This is a genomic window from Ruegeria sp. 6PALISEP08, from assembly GCF_001238295.1.
Lineage (GTDB): Bacteria > Pseudomonadota > Alphaproteobacteria > Rhodobacterales > Rhodobacteraceae > Ruegeria.
Genome location: NZ_LGXZ01000006.1, coordinates 251,444 through 272,623 on the forward strand (window position 1 = coordinate 251,444; position 21,180 = coordinate 272,623).

Annotated in this window: 17 protein-coding genes; 10 read left to right on the top strand and 7 right to left on the bottom strand. The window is 58.2% G+C overall.

All coding sequences use genetic code 11. The features are described from left to right. Nucleotides 1-20: 20 nt before the first annotated feature. The 4 genes from ALB80_RS11390 to xdhA are packed head-to-tail and all read right to left on the bottom strand — an operon-like array spanning nt 21 to nt 6,227. On the bottom strand, nt 21-1,538 hold the full coding sequence (locus ALB80_RS11390) for an ABC transporter ATP-binding protein (RefSeq protein WP_050604174.1): 1,518 nt from the start codon (nt 1,536-1,538) through the stop codon (nt 21-23). After that, complete coding sequence (xdhC, locus tag ALB80_RS11395; protein ID WP_050604175.1) at nt 1,535-2,470, bottom strand: xanthine dehydrogenase accessory protein XdhC; 936 nt, start codon at nt 2,468-2,470, stop codon at nt 1,535-1,537. The genes ALB80_RS11390 and xdhC overlap by 4 nt, the downstream gene beginning before the upstream one ends. Next, nucleotides 2,470-4,872, bottom strand: coding sequence for a xanthine dehydrogenase molybdopterin binding subunit (xdhB, locus tag ALB80_RS11400; RefSeq protein WP_050604176.1), 2,403 nt, complete (start codon nt 4,870-4,872; stop codon nt 2,470-2,472). The genes xdhC and xdhB overlap by 1 nt, the downstream gene beginning before the upstream one ends. Continuing rightward, nucleotides 4,869-6,227: a xanthine dehydrogenase small subunit gene (xdhA, locus tag ALB80_RS11405; RefSeq protein WP_050604177.1), complete on the bottom strand. Its 1,359-nt coding sequence runs from the start codon at nt 6,225-6,227 to the stop codon at nt 4,869-4,871. The genes xdhB and xdhA overlap by 4 nt, the downstream gene beginning before the upstream one ends. A gap of 343 nt (nt 6,228-6,570) precedes the next feature. Between xdhA and dnaE the strand changes: the two genes are divergently transcribed. From dnaE to ALB80_RS11420, 3 genes are all read left to right on the top strand, one after another. Then, entirely contained in the window at nt 6,571-10,071 is a 3,501-nt protein-coding gene (gene dnaE / locus ALB80_RS11410) for a DNA polymerase III subunit alpha (RefSeq protein WP_050604178.1), read from the top strand. A gap of 85 nt (nt 10,072-10,156) precedes the next feature. Beyond that, on the top strand, nt 10,157-10,375 hold the full coding sequence (locus ALB80_RS11415; protein ID WP_050604179.1) for a hypothetical protein: 219 nt from the start codon (nt 10,157-10,159) through the stop codon (nt 10,373-10,375). Between the two features lie 16 nt (nt 10,376-10,391). Next, nucleotides 10,392-10,760: a hypothetical protein gene (locus tag ALB80_RS11420; protein ID WP_050604180.1), complete on the top strand. Its 369-nt coding sequence runs from the start codon at nt 10,392-10,394 to the stop codon at nt 10,758-10,760. Between the two features lie 4 nt (nt 10,761-10,764). Here ALB80_RS11420 and ALB80_RS11425 read toward each other — a convergent pair whose 3' ends face one another. Next, nucleotides 10,765-10,959 carry a SlyX family protein gene (locus ALB80_RS11425; protein ID WP_050604181.1) on the bottom strand — a complete coding sequence of 65 codons (195 nt, stop codon included), beginning with the start codon at nt 10,957-10,959 and terminating at the stop codon, nt 10,765-10,767. Between the two features lie 129 nt (nt 10,960-11,088). Here ALB80_RS11425 and hisS point away from each other — a divergent pair, with 129 nt between their 5' ends. Genes hisS through hisG form a run of 3 tightly spaced genes read left to right on the top strand, consistent with a single transcriptional unit; the run spans nt 11,089 to nt 14,351 of the window. Beyond that, on the top strand, nt 11,089-12,573 hold the full coding sequence (gene hisS, locus ALB80_RS11430) for a histidine--tRNA ligase (RefSeq protein ID WP_050604182.1): 1,485 nt from the start codon (nt 11,089-11,091) through the stop codon (nt 12,571-12,573). Nucleotides 12,574-12,576: 3 nt separating this feature from the next. Beyond that, nucleotides 12,577-13,665 (top strand): ATP phosphoribosyltransferase regulatory subunit, encoded by a 1,089-nt coding sequence (locus ALB80_RS11435; RefSeq protein ID WP_050604183.1) that lies wholly within the window; start codon nt 12,577-12,579, stop codon nt 13,663-13,665. Next, a complete protein-coding gene (hisG, locus tag ALB80_RS11440; protein WP_050604184.1) occupies nt 13,662-14,351 on the top strand; it encodes an ATP phosphoribosyltransferase in 690 nt (229 codons plus the stop codon). Before ALB80_RS11435 ends, hisG begins: the two co-directional genes overlap by 4 nt. Here the strand turns inward: hisG and ALB80_RS11445 are convergent. Continuing rightward, complete coding sequence (locus ALB80_RS11445; protein WP_050604185.1) at nt 14,348-14,779, bottom strand: DUF1489 family protein; 432 nt, start codon at nt 14,777-14,779, stop codon at nt 14,348-14,350. The two genes, hisG and ALB80_RS11445, sit on opposite strands and share 4 nt — an antisense overlap. 129 nt (nt 14,780-14,908) lie before the next feature. Between ALB80_RS11445 and ALB80_RS11450 the strand changes: the two genes are divergently transcribed. From ALB80_RS11450 to ALB80_RS11460, 3 genes are all read left to right on the top strand, one after another. Next, nucleotides 14,909-17,191, top strand: coding sequence for an adenosylcobalamin-dependent ribonucleoside-diphosphate reductase (locus ALB80_RS11450; RefSeq protein ID WP_050604186.1), 2,283 nt, complete (start codon nt 14,909-14,911; stop codon nt 17,189-17,191). A 42-nt stretch (nt 17,192-17,233) separates the two neighbouring features. Continuing rightward, on the top strand, nt 17,234-17,722 hold the full coding sequence (locus tag ALB80_RS11455) for an autotransporter outer membrane beta-barrel domain-containing protein (protein WP_256364018.1): 489 nt from the start codon (nt 17,234-17,236) through the stop codon (nt 17,720-17,722). 221 nt (nt 17,723-17,943) lie between these two features. Then, a complete protein-coding gene (locus ALB80_RS11460; RefSeq protein ID WP_050604188.1) occupies nt 17,944-18,123 on the top strand; it encodes a hypothetical protein in 180 nt (59 codons plus the stop codon). A 57-nt stretch (nt 18,124-18,180) separates the two neighbouring features. On the opposite strand, the gene ALB80_RS11465 is transcribed toward ALB80_RS11460, so the two are convergent. Continuing rightward, nucleotides 18,181-19,083, bottom strand: coding sequence for a LysR family transcriptional regulator (locus ALB80_RS11465; RefSeq protein WP_050604189.1), 903 nt, complete (start codon nt 19,081-19,083; stop codon nt 18,181-18,183). Between the two features lie 154 nt (nt 19,084-19,237). Between ALB80_RS11465 and ALB80_RS11470 the strand changes: the two genes are divergently transcribed. Then, the gene (locus ALB80_RS11470; RefSeq protein ID WP_050604190.1) at nt 19,238-20,812 is read left to right on the top strand and encodes an arylsulfatase; all 1,575 of its coding nucleotides are present in this window, start codon (nt 19,238-19,240) and stop codon (nt 20,810-20,812) included. Nucleotides 20,813-21,180: the final 368 nt, after the last annotated feature.

Genomic DNA, 21,180 nt, shown 5'->3' on the forward strand with positions numbered 1-21,180 from the left:
GCCGAAGGCGACACCACGGATCACACATGCGCCACCTCCATGCCATGGGCACCACCCATCATCAGGCCGATCTCGTCCACAGTCAGACCTGTCGTTGGGCGCGGTGCGCTCAGCCGTCCTTCATTCAAAGCCGCAAAGCTGTCCGAAATTTCCATCAATTCATCCAGATCCTGGCTGATGCAGACTACCGCAGTTCCCTTAGCGGCCAGATCCAGAATGGCCTGCCGGATCGCTGCCGCCGCCGCTGCATCCACGCCCCAGGTGGGCTGGTTCACCACAAGAACGTCGGGGTTTTGCAACACTTCGCGACCAATCACGAATTTCTGCAAGTTCCCTCCGGACAAAGACCGCGCGGCATTCTCAGGCCCTGGCGTGCGAACGTCAAAAGCGCTTATGATCTTCTCGGCAAAGCTTTTGGTCTCGGCCCATTTCAAGAAGCCGTTGCTTTCCAGCCGTTCCCGCACCGATCCGGTCAGCAAGGCGTTTTCCGTCAGGCTCATATCCGGGGCTGCTGCATGGCCCAGCCGTTCTTCGGGGGCCGTCAGCACACCCAGCTTGCGCCGCGCGGTGGGGCCAAGTTTGCCGATCCGTTGACCGTTGAACTTGATCGCATCCGCAGCGGTCAGGATTTCACCCGACAGCACACCCAGCAATTCATCCTGTCCATTCCCGGCAACGCCACCAATGCCCAGAACTTCGCCCTTGCGGACGGTCATGTGGATGTTCTTCAGCGCCGTGCCGAATTCCGACGGTGACGGCACTGATAGCCCAGTGACATCCAGAGCAACCCCACCAAAGTCACGCCCCGAGCGTTCAGGCGTCTGCAGGGTCGAGCCCACCATCATCTCGGCCATGTCCCGCGCGGATGTCTCGGCGGGCACGCATTCGCCCACGTTCTTACCCAGTCTCAGGATCGTCGCGTGATCACACAGCGTCCGGATTTCTTCAAGCTTGTGCGAAATATAGAGGATCGATGTGCCTTCGGAGCGCAGCTTGTTCAGCGTCTCAAACAGGATGTCGACTTCTTGTGGAGTCAGCACGCTCGTCGGCTCGTCCATGATGAGCAGCTTGGGGTCTTGCAACAGACAGCGGATGATCTCGACCCGCTGACGCTCTCCTGCGGACAGATCCCCAACAGTGCGGAACGGGTCCAGTGGCAGGCCATATGCCTCGGACACTTCGCGGATACGTGAGGCCAGATCGCCCATTGGCGGTGGATTCTCCATCCCCAACGCGATGTTCTCGGCCACATTCAGCGCGTCGAAGAGCGAAAAGTGCTGAAACACCATTGCAATACCGTCAGCCCGTGCAGATCGAGGTTCAGGGGGCGCGAAAGGCTGGCCGCGCAACAGCATGGTGCCGCTGTCAGGCTTCACCAATCCATAGATCATTTTGACCAGTGTCGATTTTCCGGCGCCGTTTTCCCCCAGCAGGGCGTGAACTTCGCCCTCGCCGATGTCGAAAGACACCTGATCATTGGCCACGACGCCGGGATAGGCTTTGGTTAGCCCTTGCAGGCTCAAAAGTGGAGTGGTCACGCGCTCAGGTCCTTCTTCAACTCGTTCTGCCAGGCCGGGCGCAACAGTTGCGCGGCAACGCCAACGGCGATCAACTGCGGGTGTTTGCCCAGGTTCGGATCGCCAATCGGACAGGTTATCCGGCTGATCCGCTCGGGCGAATGCCCAAGCGCCGCCAGCCGCGACCGGAATCGCGCCCATTTCGTAGCCGAGCCGATCAGTCCCGCAAAGCGGAAATCATGCAAAAGCAGCCTGTTGCACAGTTCCAGGTCCAAATTGTGTGAATATGTCAGCACAAGGTGCTCGGCATCGGTCGGTGCGTGTCGGACCAGCTCGGCCGGTTTTACTGCCGGAACCACGGTTACACTCTTGGGGGCGGTGGTCGGAAACCGATCCGGGCCGGTGTCGATCCAGGTGATTGCAAGGTCGGGCAGCGGTGACAGAACATCCACCAGAGCCCGTCCGACATGACCGGCACCCCAGATCCAGAGGTGTCGGGTTGGTTTGTGCACCGGCTCAATCATCCAGCCATCGACTATCTGGGGTTCAGGAGTGATCCCCTGGCCACGCGCGGTTGCCAGCAATCGTTTGACCGATAACGGCATCTCCCCGCCAGATGTGGCACGCACGATGAGTGTTTCATCCAGCGTTTCCAGCGCCGCGCGGTCATAGACCTCGCTGAGCAGCGAAACCGCGCCACCGCAACATTGTCCCATCTCGGGTCCAAGCGCGTGGTGGGTCAGGCGCGAAGCTTGGGTCTGTGCCCGCGCCGCCCCGGCCGCCTGAAATTCCAGCGTACCGCCACCTATGGTGCCGCTTTGTCCGTCCTTCCAGACAAGCATGGCCGCGCCGACTTCGCGCGGGGATGATCCTTTGATCCCGGCAATGACCACGCGGACCACTTGTCCGTGGGTTTTGACTGCCTCCCTCAAAGCCTCCAGATCAAATCCCATCAGATGCCTCCCTTCATCCTTTGGACACCGCGCCAGACTTCCTCAGCGGTGGCAGGTGCGTTGAGTGCAGGGTACATGTCGCCACAGGCTGCCACCGCGTTGGACAGGGCCAGCCATGACGAGATGCCCAACATGAAAGGTGGTTCCCCGACCGCTTTCGAGCGATAGATTGTGTCCTCGCGGTTTGTACCACCCCAAAGCGCGACATTGAAAATGTCGGGCCGGTCGGAGCAGGCGGGGATCTTGTAGGTCGAGGGCGCGTGCGTGCGCAGGTTGCCCTTGCCGTCCCAGACCAGTTCCTCGGTCGTCAGCCAGCCTGCGCCCTGCACATAGCCGCCTTCGACCTGTCCAATGTCCAGCGCCGGGTTCAGCGATGCGCCCGCATCATGCAGGATGTCGGTGCGCAGAATGCGGTTCTCGCCGGTCAGCGTGTCAACCGCAACTTCGGTTATCGACGCACCATAGGCGAAGTAGAAGAATGGACGTCCGCGTCCTGCGATCCGGTCCCATTCGATTTTGGGTGTCTTGTAGAAGCCAGTTGCCGACAGGCTGATCCGGCCCTGATAGGCTAGCGCTGCAGCTTCGGCGAAGGTATAGCGCTCTTCGCCCACCGAAACGTGGCCGTCGGAGAATGTAACGGCAGAAGGATCGGCCTGATGCCGTTCAGCCAGATAGTCTGCCATCCGGTCGCGGATCGTATCACAGGCGGCTTTCACTGCCATGCCGTTCAGGTCACTGCCCGAAGACGCTGCCGTCGCCGATGTGTTCGGTACTTTGGCGGTGTCGGTGGCGGTAATCTTGACCATCTGCAGCGGGATGCCGAAGCGTGAGGCTGCGACTTGCGCCACTTTCTGAAACAGTCCCTGACCCATTTCGGTGCCGCCGTGGTTCAGATGGACCGAGCCGTCCTGATACACATGCACCAAAGCACCGGCCTGGTTCAGGTGGGTCAGAGTGAAGGAGATACCAAACTTGACCGGAGAGAAGGCGATGCCCTTCTTTATCACACTGTTCTCGGCGTTCCATTTATCGATAGCCGCTTTGCGCGCAGCGTAGTCGCTGGACTTCAGTAGCGCCTCGGTCATTCCGTGCAGTTCGAAATCGCTGATCTCCATGCCGTAGGGCGTCGTGTTGCCACCTGCGGGCAGCGGGCGCATGGGGGCGTCCCCTGTCTCGACAGCGCCCCGGCTAGTCAGGTCTTCACGCGGGTCGGGATGGCCCAGAGGCTTTTCAACTGGTGCAGGCTCGGCGACTGCGTGGGCCGGTTCATAGTAGTTCCGGCGGCGCAGCTCGACCGGGTCCAGACCAAGTGCATGTGCCGCGTGGTCCATAACCCGCTCTATACCTACCATGCCTTGCGGCCCGCCGAATCCGCGATAGGCGGTGGCGGATTGAGTGTTGGTTTTCAATCGGTGGCTTTCGATCCGCGCATTGGGCAGCAGATAGGCATTGTCCGAATGCAGCATTGCGCGGTCGGCGACGGGCAGGGACAGGTCCTGCGCCCAGCCGCAGATCGCATAGTGGAGGAAAGACACGCCCTGAATGTGGCCATTCTCATCGAACCCGGCCTTGTAGGAAATTCGGAAGGCATGGCGCTTGCCGGTGATGATCATGTCATCGTCGCGGTCATAGCGCATTTTGCAGGCTTTGCCTGTGGCACGCGCGGCAACGGCACAGGCAACGGCCAATGCGTTGCCCTGACTTTCCTTGCCACCAAAGCCGCCGCCCATACGGCGGGTTTCAACCCGGATGGCGTGCATCGGAACGCCCAAGGCATCCGCAACCTTGTGCTGAATCTCAGTCGGGTGCTGGGTCGAGCTGTGCACCAGCATATCCGCGCCTTCATTTGGCACCGCCAAAGCGGCCTGACCTTCCAGATAGAAATGCTCTTGTCCGCCAAGCTCAAACGTGCCTTCGATGACGTGCGCTGCGCCTGCGATGGCGGCGTCCGCATCACCTTTGGCGTATATGCGCGGTCCGTCCTCGAACCGGCTGTCAGAGGCAAGCGCCTCTTCGACCGTCAGGATCGGTGTGTCTTCGGCATAGTCGATCTTGCCCAGACGGGTGGCCTTGCGGGCGGCCAGATGGCTGGTTGCGACAACCAGAAACACGGGCTGGCCGATATAGTGAACCGTGCCGTCTGAGAGTAATGGCTCATCATGGATCGAGGGTGAGACGTCATTGGCGAAAGGCAGATTCTCGGCCGTCATCACCATCACGACACCTTCGGCGGCCTTCACATCCGATAAGTCCATCGCGGTGATCTTGCCCTTTGCGATCGGGCTGAGGCCAAATGCCAGATGCAGCGTGCCCTTGGGCGTCGGGATGTCATCCACATACCGCGCTGAGCCGGACACATGCAGCGGGGCCGCATCGTGTGGGAGGGGTTTGGTTACGCTCATGCCGACACCTCCAGCACGTTGGTGATCTCACCCTGGTCTTCGAGGAAATAGCGTTCCAGCATCGCTTTGGCCGTCTCCAGACGATAGGTGGCCGAGGCGCGCATGTCCGTGAGTGGTGCGTAATCGTCAGCAAAGGCAGGAAGCGCGGCTTTAATGGTGTCGCGTGTCCAGGGTTTGCCGATCAGCGCGGCCTCGACATGGGTTGCCCGTTTCGGAACTCCTGCCATGCCGCCGAAAGCGATACGCGCCTGTGTGACGCTGCCGTCCGAAACCGTGACATTGAAACACCCGCAAACGGCCGAGATATCCTGATCGAACCGTTTGCTGAGTTTGTAAGCCTTCAGCCTGTCGGGCTGACGCGGGAAGCTGACGGCTTCAACGAATTCACCCGGTGTGCGGTCTTGCTTACCGTAGTCAATGAAGAACTCGTCCAAGGGGATCGAGCGCCGCTTATCACCCTTGCGCAGATGCAAGGTTGCACCCAGCGCGATCAGTGCAGGAGGATTGTCCCCGATAGGCGAGCCGTTGGCGATGTTACCGCCGACGGTCGCTGCATGTCGCACCTGAACGCTGGCGTAGCGCCGGATCATTTCGGCGTAGGAAGGGTGCAGGTCAGCCAGGGCCTCTCCCATGCGATTCATGTCGACCATGGCGCCGAAGCGGACTTCGCTGTCAGTGATTGCGATCTGTTTCAGATCTTCGCAGCGGTTGAGGAAGATCACGGGATCCAGATCACGCAACTGTTTGGTGACCCAAAGGCCAACGTCAGTTGCCCCGGCAATAAGTGTCGCATCAGGGTATTCAACGTACAAAGCAGCCAGTTCATCTGACGAACCCGGTACTCGCCGTGCATCGGCTGCGGGGGCAGGCTTATCTTTGACCCAAACAGGCACGGGAAGTTTTGCTGCGGCCTCGGCAGCACGGATAATCGGGGCATAGCCGGTACAGCGACACAGGTTGCCGGCAAGCTGTGTGTCGTGATCGGTCGCGCCATTGGCGTGGCTGGCGACCATCGACATGACAAAACCAGGGGTGCAGAACCCGCATTGAGATCCGTGCAGGTCTACCATGGCCTGCTGTACCGGATGGGCTTCGCCATTGGGCCCGCTTGCGCCTTCGACAGTGCGGACGGCTTTGCCATGCAGTTGGGGCAGGAACAGGATGCAGGAATTCAGCGCCTTGTGGCCGCCTTCATCCGTGACCATGACGGTACAGGCCCCGCAATCGCCTTCGTTGCAGCCTTCCTTGGTGCCGGTCAGGCCGCGATCCTCGCGCAGCCAGTCCAGCAGGGTCGCCGTAGGATTGACATCCGCCAGCTCCACTGTCTCTCCGTTCAGAAGAAACGTGATATTCATTCGAGAAACCCGTCGCCTTACCCTGTTGCGCCCTTTAGACCCTCCTTCGATGCGACGTAGAAAGAGCGGCGGGCGAATAGCTTGCCGTAAGATGTTAGAAACAGTGCGGCTTATCTGGCAAGAAAAACTGCCTCTGTGATGCACCATTGGAAACGCACGGCATGTGATTTTTGTCTTCGTGTAGAAGGCAGGCGGTTGTAAATAAAGAGCTTTTTGAATACGTCAGCCGATCAATCCCGAAGCACCTTCTGGAAAAGCCGAATAATCAGCATCGATTTTTTGTGCATTCCGAAGCTACGGTTCCCGCTTTTGCAGAGCGCCTGGCTGAGATAGCTTGGTCCGTATGAGCAGTAATCCACGATTCATTCACCTCCGCGTTCACACAGAATACTCCCTTCTGGAAGGCGCCGTGCGGCTTAAAAAGCTTCCTGCGCTTTGCGAGAAGATGGAGATGCCCGCCGTTGCGGTCACGGACACAAACTCGATGTTCTCGGCTTTGGAGTTCTCGGTTACAGCAAGCGGTGCGGGCGTGCAGCCGATCATGGGCTGTCAGGTTGATCTGACCTTTGTGCAGGCGCAGCCCGGCGAGAAACCAAGAGCGCCCGCACCGCTGGTTCTGCTGGCGCAGTCCGAGGTCGGGTATGAAAACCTGATGAAGCTGAGTTCGTGCCTGTATGTGGACAAGGGTGGGCAGCTGCCACAGGTTTCTTTGGACGAGCTGGCAGATCGGTCCGAAGGTCTGATCTGTTTGACTGGTGGTCCGGACGGGCCGGTGGGCTTGTTGTTGCAGCAGGGCCAACGCCCTGCGGCTGAAATGCTGGTAGATCGTCTGGCGGGAATGTTCCCGGATCGGCTTTATATCGAACTTCAGCGCCATCCGGGCGAGGACGGTCAGCCAGAAGCAGAACGCTTGACCGAGCGCGGCCATATCGAAATGGCCTATGCCAAGAACCTACCGCTGGTTGCCACGAATGACGTCTATTTTCCGACCTCGGACATGTATGAGGCGCATGATGCGCTGATCTGTATCTCGGAAGGTGCTTATGTCGACCAGCAGGAAGGTCGCCGCCGCCTGACTGCGCAGCATTATTTCAAATCGCAGCAAGAGATGGTGACGCTGTTTGCGGACCTGCCCGAGGCTATTGAGAACACTGTCGAGATTGCCAAACGCTGCGCCTTCATGGCTTATCGCCGTGATCCGATCTTGCCGAAGTTCGCGGATGATGAGGTGGCCGAACTGCGCCGCATTGCGAACGAAGGTCTGCAGAAACGTCTGGCTGTGATCCCGCACGCGGTGACGCCTGAAGCGTATCAGGAACGTCTGGATTTTGAGCTGGGCATTATCGAAGGAATGGGCTTTCCTGGTTACTTCCTGATCGTTGCCGACTTTATCCAGTGGGCCAAGGATCACTATATTCCGGTAGGGCCGGGGCGGGGCTCGGGTGCGGGGTCTCTTGTGGCTTATGCGCTGACGATCACCGACCTTGACCCTCTGCGCTATTCGCTGCTGTTCGAGCGGTTCCTGAACCCCGAGCGGGTCTCGATGCCCGACTTCGACATCGACTTCTGCATGGATCGCCGCGAAGAGGTGATCCGCTATGTTCAGCAAAAATACGGCCGTGACAAGGTGGGACAGATCATCACCTTTGGTGCGCTGCTGTCGAAGGCCGCCGTGCGCGACATCGGGCGGGTGTTGCAGATGCCCTATGGGCAGGTGGACCGCCTGTCCAAGATGATCCCGGTTGAGGGGGTCAAGCCGGTTTCGATTGAGAAAGCGCTGAAAGATGAACCGCGCCTGCGTGAAGAGGCGCGGAACGAAGAGGTGGTGGATCGTCTTCTTACTTATGGCCAGCAGGTCGAGGGATTGCTGCGCAACGCGTCGACCCACGCAGCGGGCGTGGTGATCGGGGACCGACCGTTGGACGCGCTGGTGCCACTGTATCAGGACCCACGTTCGGACATGCCAGCAACCCAGTTCAACATGAAATGGGTGGAACAGGCCGGGCTGGTGAAGTTCGACTTTTTGGGTTTGAAAACCCTGACTGTGATCCAGAACGCGATGGATTTGATTTTCAAATCCGGGCGGCATCTGCATATCGCGGCAGATGGCACTGAGCTTTATGAACCCGCAGAAGGGGCCGAGAACGAGATCAACGCCATCCCGCTGGATGACGAGGCGACGTATAAGCTCTACTCAGCGGCCAAGACCGTGGCTGTGTTCCAGGTGGAATCCAGCGGCATGATGGACGCGCTCAAGCGGATGAAGCCCACCTGTATTGAAGACATCGTGGCCTTGGTGGCGCTGTATCGTCCGGGCCCGATGGAGAACATCCCGACCTATTGTGAGGTCAAGAACGGGCTGCGCAAGATCGAGTCCGTGCATCCTTTGATTGACCACATCCTTGAGGAAACTCAGGGTATCATCGTTTACCAGGAACAGGTGATGCAAATCGCGCAGGTCATGGCGGGATATTCGTTGGGTGGTGCCGACCTGTTGCGCCGCGCGATGGGTAAGAAGATCAAAGAGGCCATGGATGCCGAGCGTCCCAAATTTGAAAAGGGCGCGGGCGAGAACGGCGTGGATGCAAAGAAAGCCTCTGAGGTTTTCGACCTGCTCGAGAAATTCGCCAACTACGGCTTCAACAAATCCCACGCTGCGGCTTATGCGGTGGTCAGCTATCAAACCGGTTGGCTGAAGGCGAACCACCCGGTCGAGTTTATGGCGGGTGTCATGAACTGCGATATCCATCTGACGGACAAGCTGGCCGTCTACTTTGAAGAAGTCCGCAAAGGGTTGGAATTGCCCTATGTGCCGCCATGTGTGAATCGCTCGCTATCGACGTTCGACGTTGTGAACGGTGAGTTGGTCTATGCGCTGGGCGCATTGAAAAACGTAGGCGTCGAGGCGATGAACCTCGTGGTCGAGGGGCGGGCGGAAAAATCGTTCGTCAACCTGTTCGACTTTGCGCGTCGAGTGGATCTGAAGAAAGTCGGCAAACGCCCGTTGGAAATGCTGGCGCGGGCCGGAGCCTTTGACGAGCTCGACAAAAACCGCCGCCGCGTGTTCGAAAGCCTTGACCGGCTGGTGCAGTATTCGGCGGCGATCCATGAGCAGAAAAACTCCAACCAGGTGTCTCTGTTTGGTGAGGCCGGTGACGACCTGCCCGAACCACGCCTGTCACCGACGCCGGATTGGCTGCCTGCCGAGCGCCTCAGTGAAGAATTCAAGGCCATCGGTTTCTACCTGTCCGGTCACCCGCTGGACGACTATATGCCCGCTTTGAAGCGTAAACAGGTTCTGACGCTGGATGAGGTGATGGACAAAGCCCGCTCTGGCCCGCTGATCGCCAAAATGGCCGGAGTAGTCGCCGGACGGCAGGAACGGAAATCGGCCAAGGGCAACCGCTTTGCTTTTGCGCAGCTCTCGGACCCAACCGGAGCCTATGAGGTCACGCTGTTTTCGGACACGTTAGAGAAATGCCGTGAGTTTCTGGAAACGGGGGCTCAGGTCGTCCTGACCGCCGAGGCGACGATGGAGGCAGATCAGCTCAAACTGCTGGGTCGGTCAGTCGGACCTGCGGATTCGCTGGTGGCCGAGGCCGGGGCAACCGGGTTGCGCATTTTCGTTGATGAGGCGCAGGCATTACCAACTGTTGCCAAAGTGTTGGAAGACGCCGCGACCGCCGCCAAGGGCGCAGCGCGGGGTCCAATCCAACTGCTGTTGTTGGACCCAAGCCTGCCGGGGGATGTTGAAATGGATCTGGGGCGCGAGTTTCCGATCAACCCGCAAATCAAGGGCGCGATCAAATCGCTGGAAGGCGTGATGACTGTGGAAGAGATCTGACACCGCTTTGTTGCCAGACAGTTAACCCCTCGTTAGGCTGACCAGACAGAGATGTCTTTGGGTCATGCCACGGGAGGGCGTTGATATGACGATAGCAGGTCTCAAGTTCAGAAAATTTGTATTTGGAGCCGCCGCGTCGGTGGCTCTGGTTTCGGCCTCAGCCGGACTGGCGGACGACAAGAAAAAAGAAAACACGATCAAAGGCGCTGTAATTGGCGCGGGTGTCGGAGCCTTGATCGGTGATGGCAAGGGTGCTGCAGCAGGGGCTGTGGCTGGTGCGCTGATTGGTGCGAATTCTAAGTGAGTGAAGGAGCAACAAGATGCGTTTTAGTCCGCTGAAAGTGATTGTCGTCGCCGGAATGCTCACAAGCCCTGGCTTGGCGTTCGCCGACGAAGAAGCCGAACAGATGATGCAAGAGGCACTGCCGCTTATGTATCACACCTGCACCACGGTCATCGAAGAGGCCGATGGGAACGAAGAATACATTCTGGACGTTGTCGGGAAGATGACGGCCCTGTCGTTGTACAACCGTCAGGTCGATATCGAGGCGCATGCCACGTCGGATGAGGATAAGGCCGCTCTGCGCGAGACTTTTCTGGCTGCTTTGAAAGACGGCTGTGCTGGTGACGAAAACGCCTTGTTGGGTGGTGTTGTGGACAATGCGGTGAAGACGACGCTGGGGCTGTAAGGCTTTAGTAGTGCGGCGGCCGTTCGTCACCAAGGACAACGCCGCCCGATCCTTCCTGCGCACGTTCTGCTTCACGCTGCAGCAGCATTTCCACTCGGCGGGTCAGCCGGTCGATTTCCGACTGTTGTTTGGTCACGACCGTGTTCAGCTCGTCCACGGTACGGGTCAGATGTGCGATCTTTTCTTCCAGATGCTGCATTGGAAACTCCTGTCTTGCGCCGGTCATAGCGACCCTGTGCCGCCATGGCCAGAGAAAGCGCGCCTTGCCCCGATGCGGGCCATGGGATAGACCGCGCGCGGAACAAGGACACTCCCAAGGACGCCCCACATGGCCAAGCCCAAGAAACAGCCCCGCCCCAAGGCCGTCACGCCGAAAGGGTTCCGTGACTATTTCGGCGAGGAAGTCACGCAGCGCACCGAGATGCTGCGGACGATTGCGGGTGTGTATCATCGTTACGGGTTCGACGCCTTGGAAAGCAGCGCGGTCGAGACTGTCGAGGCGCTGGGCAAGTTTCTGCCCGACGTGGATCGCCCGAACGAAGGCGTCTTTGCGTGGCAGGAGTTTGACGAAGGCGGCAACGGCGACTGGATGGCCCTGCGCTATGACCTGACCGCGCCTTTGGCCCGTGTTTATGCGCAGCACCGCAATGACTTGCCGACGCCATATCGCCGCTATGCGATGGGCCCGGTCTGGCGGAACGAAAAGCCGGGGCCGGGGCGGTATCGTCAGTTCTATCAATGCGATGCGGATACGGTGGGTACAGCCTCGATGGCTGCTGACGCCGAGATTTGCGCGATGCTTTCGGACACGTTGGAGACCGTGGGTATTCCGCGCGGCGACTATCTGGTGCGGGTCAACAACCGTAAAGTGCTGGATGGTGTTCTGGAAGCTGTGGATCATAATCGAGTTTATGATCGAGAAGCGATTCTGAGGACAATCGACAAATTCGACAAAGTCGGTGAAATTGGCGTATTGGAGCTTTTGACCAGTGGCCGGCAGGACCAATCTGGCGCCTTCATTGAAGGTGTTGGTCTAACAAAAACAATGGCAGAGCCCGTCCTGGCATTTTTGACATCAAAAACCAATGATCAAGGGAAAACCCTCGCAAATCTTCGTTATGCAATTGGCAACAGCAAGATAGGTGCAGAGGGGGTCGCAGAGTTGGAACAGATCGGCGCTTTGTTGGACGCAGGTGGCTATGGTTCGGACCGGATCGAGATTGATCCTTCAGTCGTGCGGGGTCTGGGTTACTACACCGGACCAGTTTACGAGGCCGAGCTGACCTTTGAGATTTGCGACGAGAAAGGCCGCAAGCGGCAATTCGGTTCTGTCTCTGGCGGCGGGCGCTATGACGATCTGGTCAAGCGCTTTACCGGGCAGGAAGTGCCTGCGACCGGTATCTCCATAGGCGTTGATCGCCTGCTGGCCGCGTTGCGCGAAAAAGGCAGGCTGAGTGCGCAAGCCACCGGCCCCGTTGTTGTCACCGTCATGGATCGCGACCGGATGGCTGATTATCAGGCGATGGTGGCGGAGCTGCGTAATGCAGGCATTCGCGCCGAGGTTTATCTGGGCAATCCCAAGAACTTCGGCAATCAGCTGAAATATGCGGACAAGCGGAACTCTCCAATCGCAGTGATCGAAGGCGGCGATGAGAAGGCGAATGGCATCGTTCAGATCAAGGATCTGATCCTGGGTGCCAAAATTGCCGAAAGCGCCACGCTTGAGGAATGGAAGGAACGCCCCAGCCAGTTCGAAGTGCCGCGCGATGAACTGGTCGCCAAAGTGCGCGAAATTCTGGACAGTCAGGACTGAGCGATGCCCAACCGTTCACAGATACAGGCCCGCGCCGCAATGATGCGTGTCCGGTTCGAGGCTGCGGGCGCTCAGGTGGTGGACACGCCCCTGTTGCAACCGGCAGAAACGTTGCTGGATCTCTATGGGGAAGACATCCGTGCCCGCGCCTATGTCACGTCCGATGCGTTGCGGGGCGAACAGATGCTGCGTCCGGATTTCACGTTGCCCGTGGTGCAGATGCATATGAGCGACGGGGCTGAACCCGCGCGCTATACCTATTCCGGCGAGGTTTTCCGGCGGCAGGAACACGACCCGGACCGGGCCAATGAATACATCCAGGTTGGCTATGAGGTGTTTGACCGGAACGATCCTGCCGGAGCCGATGCCGAGGTCTTCTCGCTCTTTGCCTTGCAACTGCGCGGCTTGCCGCTGCGCGCAGCCACTGGGGATATTGGTATCCTGACTGCCGCTGTAGCTGGGTTGCGCACGACCGAGCGTCGCAAGGCCGCGCTGATGCGCCACCTTTGGCGGCCGCGCCGGTTCCGGGTGTTGCTGGACCGGTATGCGGGTCGGGCGGCAGAGCCCGAGTTGCGGTCCGATCTTCTGAATGCCACTGACCCGATGGTGATTGACGCGCCGATGATCGGTAAACGTCGGGCCTCGGAAATCGAGGCGCGGATCGAAGCTTTGCGCGAGGATCGCGACACCCCACCGATTTCTGACAGTGAGCTTGTTGGCTTGGAAACGCTGCTAAACGTGCGCGAAACCATGCCCTTTGCTCTGGAGCAACTGCGCGACGTCGCGGTGGATTTGCCACAGATCACCCCGGCGCTGGATCGGCTGGAGGCGCGCGTAGCCGCGTTACAGGCGCGCGGTGTTGATGTCGCGCGTTTGGATTTCGAGGCCGCCTATGGCCGGACCTCGATGGAATATTACGACGGGTTCGTTTTTGGTTTTTATGCCGCGGGCCGACCCGATCTGCCTCCGATCGCGACCGGCGGGCGTTATGACGCGCTGACCCGGCAATTGGGCAATGGGGCCGAAATCCCGGCTGTTGGGGGCGTACTGCGCCCCGATCTGATGCTGGAGATTGAGGAGGGTGCAGAATGAGCCTGAAACTGGGCGTGCCCTCGAAGGGCCGGTTGATGGAAAAGACGTTCTCGTGGTTCGAAAAACGCGGCATTACTTTGTCCCGCAGCGGATCAGACAGGGAATACGCTGGCAGGGTCGAAGGGATCGAAGGGGTCTCACTGGTTTTGCTTTCTGCTGGTGAAATCCCGCGCGAACTGGCCGCGGGGCGAATTCATCTGGGCGTCACCGGGATTGATCTGGTGCACGAGAAACTGCCGCGTTGGGAACAGCAGTTGGAAGAGATCTCGCAGCTTGGGTTCGGCAAGGCTGATCTGATCATCGCAACTCCGGCCTGTTGGGTTGATGTCGATACGCTTGATGATCTGGATGCGGCGGCTGCGGCGTTTCGTAGGACCCATGGCCATCGTCTGCGGATTGCCACCAAGTATCACAGGCTTGTGCGCGAGTTCCTGACTGATTCAGGCGTGGCCGATTACACGCTGGTCGATAGCCAGGGCGCAACCGAAGGCACGGTGATGAACGAGACCGCCGAAGCGATTGCCGATATCACCTCGACCGGAGAAACCCTGCGGGCCAACCACCTGAAGATTCTTTCAGATGGTCTGATCCTGCAATCGCAGGCCACGCTGTGGCGCAGTCGGGTCCCGAAATATGACGCGGCGAAGAAAGCGGTTCTGTCAGAACTCCTTGATCGGCTGCGTTAAAGCACACCGATTTCCGCAAGCGCGCGGTTAAGGTCATCAGGCAAAGCGTCGTCCTGCGCGCGCCCTTCGGGCAGGTCCGCAGGTGTGTCCTCGGGTTTGAGGTAACGCCAGCCCTGGAACGGGCGTTTCAGGGCCGTCTGCGTGCGATGTACTTCGGGGTCCAGCACGATGGCACAGCGGCGGATGCCGTCCTCTCCGATCACCTCATCCAGCCGCAGGATGCGCTGACGACACTGGATCACGCCTTTGATCACCCAATAGATCGATCCGCCGTTCAGAATCTCGGCCTCGCGTTTGGGCCACATGCGGGTCACATGACGCGGGCAGCCATCCTGATACAGCGGCATGCGGCTGTCTTGCCAGGCCATCAGCGTATCAACACTTTCCGATCCGACGGACAGTTTTATGAGGTTTACGTACTTATCCACAGCTTTCCCACAGAGTCGTCCCAAGGCCCATCTTTATATTGTAGCTTGTAGCGCGCAGTCATCAAGGTGTTGTGGTGTTGGGGTGATTTGGGGTACTCTGGATACCTCTTTCAGAACAGGGAATCACCAATGAGCCGCTTTGCCGCCCCCATCGCCGAGCAGATCTGGGACATGAAATACCGTTTCAAACAGGCGGATGGCACGCCCATCGATCAAACGGTGGAAGACAGCTGGCGACGCATCGCCCGCGACCTTGCGCGGGTCGAAAAAGACCCTGCGCATTGGGAAGAAGAATTCTATCAGGCGCTTGAGGACTTCAAATACCTGCCTGCAGGGCGGATCACGGCAGGTGCAGGAACCGCTCGTCAGGTGACACTGTTCAACTGCTTTGTCATGGGCACTGTCCCCGACAGCATGGGCGGCATCTTCGACATGCTGAAAGAGGCCGCGTTGACCATGCAGCAGGGTGGCGGGATCGGGTACGATTTCTCGACTATCCGACCGCGTGGAGCCGATGTGAAGGGCGTTGCAGCGGATGCCTCTGGCCCATTGAGCTTCATGGACGTGTGGGACGCCATGTGCCGCACGATCATGTCCGCAGGCTCGCGCCGTGGGGCGATGATGGCGACCATGCGCTGTGACCATCCCGATATCGAACAGTTTATCACTGCCAAATCCGATCCGGCCCGTCTGCGCATGTTCAACATGTCGGTGCTGGTGACTGATCCGTTCATGGAAGCCGTCAAAGCCGATGGACCATGGGAGCTGGTGTTTGGCGACAAGGTTTACCACACCGTTCAGGCGCGTGATCTGTGGAACAAGATCATGCAGGCCACCTTTGATTTTGCCGAGCCGGGCGTGATCTTCATCGACCGCATCAATCAGGCCAACAACCTGAGCTACGTTGAAACCATAGCCGCCACCAACCCGTGCGGTGAGCAGCCTCTGCCGCCTTATGGCGCGTGCCTATTGGGCTCGATCAATCTGGCGCGTCTGGTTGCAGACCCGTTTGAGGACGCAGCCCATCTGGACGAGGAGGCATTGCAGAAGCTTGTCGCCAAGGCTGTTCGGATGATGGACAACGTGGTGGATGCCTCAAAATTCCCGCTGGCGGAGCAGGAGGCCGAGGCCCAGGACAAGCGCCGCATCGGTCTTGGCGTAACCGGTCTGGCAGATGCGTTGCTGATGCTGGGTCTGCGCTATGGTTCGGACGAGGCGGCGCGTCAAACCGAACGCTGGTTGCACGCCATCGCCCGCGCCGCGTATCTGGCGTCGGTCGACTTGGCGAAGGAAAAAGGGGCGTTCCCCTTGTTCGACGCCGAGAAATACCTGGCCAGCGGCACGATGCTACAGATGGATGAGGATGTGCGCGACGCAATCCGAGACCATGGCATCCGCAATGCGCTTCTGACTTCGATTGCACCGACCGGGACGATCTCTTTGTACGCGGGCAATGTGTCGTCAGGGATCGAGCCGGTTTTTGCCTATGCCTATACGCGCAAGGTTTTGCAGAAAGACGGATCGCGCACCGAAGAAGAGGTCGTGGATTACGCGGTGCAGATGTGGCGTGACAAGTTCGGTGATAAAGCGTTGCCGGACTACTTCGTCAACGCGCAAACTCTGTCTCCGTCCGATCATGTCAAGATGCAGGCAGCGGCGCAGAAATGGATCGACAGCTCGATTTCCAAGACGATCAATTGCCCCGAAGATATCAGCTTTGACGCGTTCAAGGACGTCTACATGCAGGCTTGGGATCAGGGCTGCAAAGGTTGCACGACTTACCGTCCGAATGATGTCACCGGTTCGGTCCTGACCGTTTCGGAAAGCGATGACAAGGTGCCAGGAGAAAGCGCGGATGCACCCCATGAGGTCGATGGCGGAGACGTGATTTACATGTCCGAGCCGCTGGACCGTCCGCAGGCATTGGAAGGGTCCACTTACAAATTGAAATGGCCCGATAGCGAACACGCGATTTACCTGACCATCAACGACATCGTCATCGGAGGCCGTCGTCGCCCCTTCGAGGTGTTCATCAATTCGAAGAATATGGAGCACTATGCCTGGACGCTGGCACTGACCCGGATGATCTCGGCTGTGTTCCGGCGTGGTGGGGATGTGTCCTTTGTGGTCGAAGAGCTGAAGGCCGTGTTCGACCCGCGCGGCGGCGCCTGGGTGCAAGGGAAATACATCCCCTCGATTCTGGCCGCGATTGGCGGTGTGATCGAGCAACACATGATCAATATCGGTTTTCTTGAAGGCGAGGGGATGGGGCTGAAATCTGATCCTCAGGCGCAGGTCGTCAATATGGACGCCCCACGCGGCAAGGCTTGCCCATCCTGCGGTCAGTACGACATGGTGATGATCGAGGGTTGCATGACCTGCCGCAGTTGCGGGCATTCCAAGTGTGGTTAATCCAGCTACTGCATTTGTGTCACGTCTGGCACCAACGGGAATATTGCGACGGAAGCTGACTATTCCAGCGACATGATAACTGCCTTCGTTGCTGCAGAGCGGGAGTTTGCCTTGAAAAACGGCGCGATCCTGACCCCAAGGGCAAGCTTTATGTACGGCAAAGAAAACCTGGATGGCTATACTGAGACGGGTAGTTCCGCCAATGCAACAATTGGCGACAGGACTATCACATTCAATGAAACCCGGATTGGCGGTGAATACGCAACCTCTATGCTTGGTGGGCGTCTGTCAGCTTCATTGGCGGCAGTGCACCGGGACGCAGATGCGCCGTCAATTGTGGATGTGTCCATATTCGGGAATACGCTTGCTTTGGCCTCAGGCGGAGGGGGTACCGACACTTTCGGCGAAGTGGGGCTGAACTTCGAGAAACCTTTCGATAACGGGGGAATCCTGCATCTTGAAGCAAGGTCGACCCTCGGGGCCGACGTATCAACTCAGGCCCTCTGGGCATCCTATGAGTGGAAGTTCTAGGCGAAAAGTGTCCGTCCGGTAAGCGCAACCAAACGCGTTCGATAGAGGGCGTCTAAGTGTCCATCATCGATAGTGGACATCATGGGGCACTCCATGAGCAAGCGAAAGAAGCGGTTTTGGTCAGATGAAGAAAAGCAGATTGCGACAGCGGCGGCGACACAAGCCAGTTCTATCGCTCTGCCGAGGACAGCAAACCTTCCCGGCAACACAGCCGCAAACCGTTGCCCCAACATCTGGATCGGCAGGATCAGGTCCTGTCACCGGGTAAGGAATGCACTCGCTGGGGCGGAACACTGAAGACGCTGGGTGAAGGTGTGCCCGAGGAACTGGAATACGTTCCGGGCCGGTTCATCGCGAACCGTATTGTGCTGCCATTGGAGTTGAGGCAACAGGCAGGTTAATGAGATGCGTAGCGCAATCTTCATACCCATGGCAGCATTTTTCCTAGGCGCCACCGATCACGCCCGATATTTGGCAAGCTCGCTCCAGCACAATTCAAGTGCATCCGACGTGTTTTGGGACTTGCGCGCTGCGCAGATGTTCCACGTAAGGCTCTGTTTCATCGACACTGGTTTGACTTTCTTTGCTCTGATCAACTCCTCGAACGTGTCCGGCATCCCTCCTACGATGTAGTCCGGCTCTACCAACAACCCGGTCAGGAAATTGTAGTCGTCGCACTCAATACGCGGCTGTGCATTGACCTTTTCGACTGCCGCGGCATCGCCACCAAGTGACTTTGTCAAAGTCGCTTTCCAGTGTTTGTGAAGATGCGGCGAGGCAAAGGGAAAATCAAAGATGCCTGCCATTGTCTGAGGACCGCGCTGGTGAATTTCATGATCTCGATGGGCCACAAATTGAATTTCTTGCTTTTCCATCACCATGATCTCGACATCGTCGGCTTCGGGTGTGTAGGTCAGATCACCGAGGAAAACATCGAACTCTCCCGCCTGCAATAAGTCGAGCGGGCGCGCATAGGCGCTCACCAGAACTCGGAAGCGCAGGTCGGGCATCACTCGCCGCACTGATCGCAAGACGGGCAGGATCAAAGTTCTCGTGGTCAGAGGTCCACAGCCAATGAGCAAAGTTCCCGGCCCGGTTTCACGCAAACTGGTCACGCGGGTCGCAAAGCGATCCAGGTCTTCGCGCAAAGCCTTGGCGATCGGCAAAAACTCCTGTCCAGCGCGTGTCAGTGTGCTGCTGTTGCGACTTCGGTCAAAGAGCGCCACCCCCGCATGGTCCTCCACTTGCCCGACGTAGCGGGAAAACGACGCGTTGGAGACACCCATCGCGCGGGCCGCATTTTGGAAACTGCCAGTCTCGGCCAATGAAAGAAAGGCAGTCAGGGCGTTTTCATTAATCATGCGTTCAGTTTCTTTCCAGAATTTGGGTTTTAAATTCCACAATGCGAAATCTTAGTAAAGCCTTGTTGCAGCATCAAAGTTTCGACCGCTATCCCGAACGGACCTTTCGATAGTCCCACCACCGATATCGTCTTCTACGTCCACAGAGGTAAAAATGTTCATTCTTCGATCTGTTGCGGTTTCCGCCACGCTGGCCACGGCTTCGGTCTGTGCCCTGCCAGTTTTGGCCGAAACCGACCAACCTAATATCCTTGTCATCATGGCTGATGATGTCGGCTGGGCCAGTCTGGGCAGCTACCATCAGGGTGTGAAAAGCATCAAAACCCCCAACCTTGACCAGCTTGCTGCGGATGGCATGCGCCTTACGGATTACTATGCGCAGCCAAGCTGTACCGCCGGGCGGTCTGCCTTTATCACCGGACAATTTCCGGTTCGAACGGGGATGCACACGGTTGGCCTGCCCGGAGACCCGGAAAAAGGTCTGAGCGAAAATGACCCAACTCTGGCCAACATGCTGAAATCCCTGGGCTACACAACTGGTCAATTTGGCAAGAACCATCTGGGCGATATGAACAAGTTCCTGCCGACAGTGAAGGGTTTTGACGAATACTGGGGCTGGCTTTATCACCTGAACGCGATGGAATACACATCCGATCCGGACTGGCCGAAAGATCAAAAATTCAACGACACTTTTGGCCCTCGGAACATCATCCATGCCTACGCAACTGATACCGTAGATGAAACTGTTGATCCGCGCTGGGGTTTGGTCGGAAAACAACGCATTGTCGACGATGGACCCGCTCCGCCCCAGCGGCAGAAGACGCTCGACGATGAAGTAACGGCGCACACGCTGGACTTCATCAACCGCGCGGTTGACAGTGAAACGCCTTTCTTTGTTTGGATGGCTCCGGCGCGCGCGCATGTCTGGACACATCTGAGCCCCGATTACGAAGCCATGTTGGGTGCCGGACGCGGTTTGCAGGATGTGGTCATGAAAGAGCTTGACGACAACGTGGGCAAAGTCATGGCTCGGTTGGACGAGCTCGGCGTTTCAGAAAACACAATTGTCGTCTTCACCTCGGATAATGGCCCTGAAACCATGACTTGGCCCGACGGGGGAACAACACCGTTCCATGGCGAAAAAGGCACAACCTGGGAAGGCGGCTTCCGCGTCCCTGCCATCATTCGCTGGCCCGGAAAAGTTCCAGCCGGAACCGTGAGCAATGGTATTTTTGCCGGTCTAGACTGGATGCCCACCCTTGTTGCCGCCGCTGGCGGCCCGGACGATCTGCCTGGATCATTGCTCCAAGGCTACGAGGGCTATCAGGTGCATCTGGATGGGTTCAACCAACTGTCGTTTTTGACTGGTGACAGCGACAGCAACCGGGATGAGATCATCTACTACGAAGGCCCGGACCTGCAAGCGGTGCGGCATGGTGACTGGAAAGCGCACTTCACGATACAAACCGAAGGTTGGGCGGGACCCAAAGAAGAACTGAACGCACCCCTGCTGTTCAACCTGCGCCGCGATCCCTACGAAAAAGCGGCCGAGGAATCGGGGATGTATACACGGTGGATGGGCAACAAAATGTGGGCGTTTGGTCCTGCTGCCAAAATCGTCCAAAACCACCTGTCTACATTCAAGGAATATCCACCTCGGGGATCGGACATAACCAACCAGGGCCATGTCGAAGAACAAATTTCGACCGAAGGCGGGATGTCGCAGTAGAAGTTAATACTCGGGAGACATCAATCGCTGCCTCCCGGTCCATGCAAGAATTTGCACGAAAACACCTGCTGATGAGGGTCCGCTTTACACCTAAACTTGTCGTTTGGACTCCGCGCACCATCACTATATTTGGGCTCGCTGCCGACGTTCTCTGCGACGTGCCCCAACTGGTGCGGAGAGCCATTACCTGCCGTTGCCATGCCATCTGGATGCTTCGGATGCAGTCGGTCGGCCGCAGCCCTTTGGCGACATTGGCGGCCCAAGTGCCCGTCAATTGTTAGGGTGAAATGATCGGATGTCCGCCCCGAGCCCAAATTGCTCATTTGTCAGAGTAAAGCGCCTGGTAGCTTTGGGGTGCATGCACTTTG

Excerpts from the sequence above, each read along its gene's own strand:
- ALB80_RS11470 (WP_050604190.1), top strand. The coding sequence starts at position 19,238 with ATGTTCATTCTTCGATCTGTTGCGGTTTCCGCCACGCTGGCCACGGCT.
- xdhC (WP_050604175.1), bottom strand. The coding sequence starts at position 2,470 with ATGGGATTTGATCTGGAGGCTTTGAGGGAGGCAGTCAAAACCCACGGA.
- ALB80_RS11425 (WP_050604181.1), bottom strand. The coding sequence starts at position 10,959 with ATGCAGCATCTGGAAGAAAAGATCGCACATCTGACCCGTACCGTGGAC.
- ALB80_RS11450 (WP_050604186.1), top strand. The coding sequence starts at position 14,909 with ATGAGCCGCTTTGCCGCCCCCATCGCCGAGCAGATCTGGGACATGAAA.
- ALB80_RS11420 (WP_050604180.1), top strand. The coding sequence starts at position 10,392 with ATGCGTTTTAGTCCGCTGAAAGTGATTGTCGTCGCCGGAATGCTCACA.
- ALB80_RS11435 (WP_050604183.1), top strand. The coding sequence starts at position 12,577 with ATGCCCAACCGTTCACAGATACAGGCCCGCGCCGCAATGATGCGTGTC.
- ALB80_RS11415 (WP_050604179.1), top strand. The coding sequence starts at position 10,157 with ATGACGATAGCAGGTCTCAAGTTCAGAAAATTTGTATTTGGAGCCGCC.
- hisG (WP_050604184.1), top strand. The coding sequence starts at position 13,662 with ATGAGCCTGAAACTGGGCGTGCCCTCGAAGGGCCGGTTGATGGAAAAG.
- hisS (WP_050604182.1), top strand. The coding sequence starts at position 11,089 with ATGGCCAAGCCCAAGAAACAGCCCCGCCCCAAGGCCGTCACGCCGAAA.
- xdhB (WP_050604176.1), bottom strand. The coding sequence starts at position 4,872 with ATGAGCGTAACCAAACCCCTCCCACACGATGCGGCCCCGCTGCATGTG.
- xdhA (WP_050604177.1), bottom strand. The coding sequence starts at position 6,227 with ATGAATATCACGTTTCTTCTGAACGGAGAGACAGTGGAGCTGGCGGAT.
- dnaE (WP_050604178.1), top strand. The coding sequence starts at position 6,571 with ATGAGCAGTAATCCACGATTCATTCACCTCCGCGTTCACACAGAATAC.
- ALB80_RS11465 (WP_050604189.1), bottom strand. The coding sequence starts at position 19,083 with ATGATTAATGAAAACGCCCTGACTGCCTTTCTTTCATTGGCCGAGACT.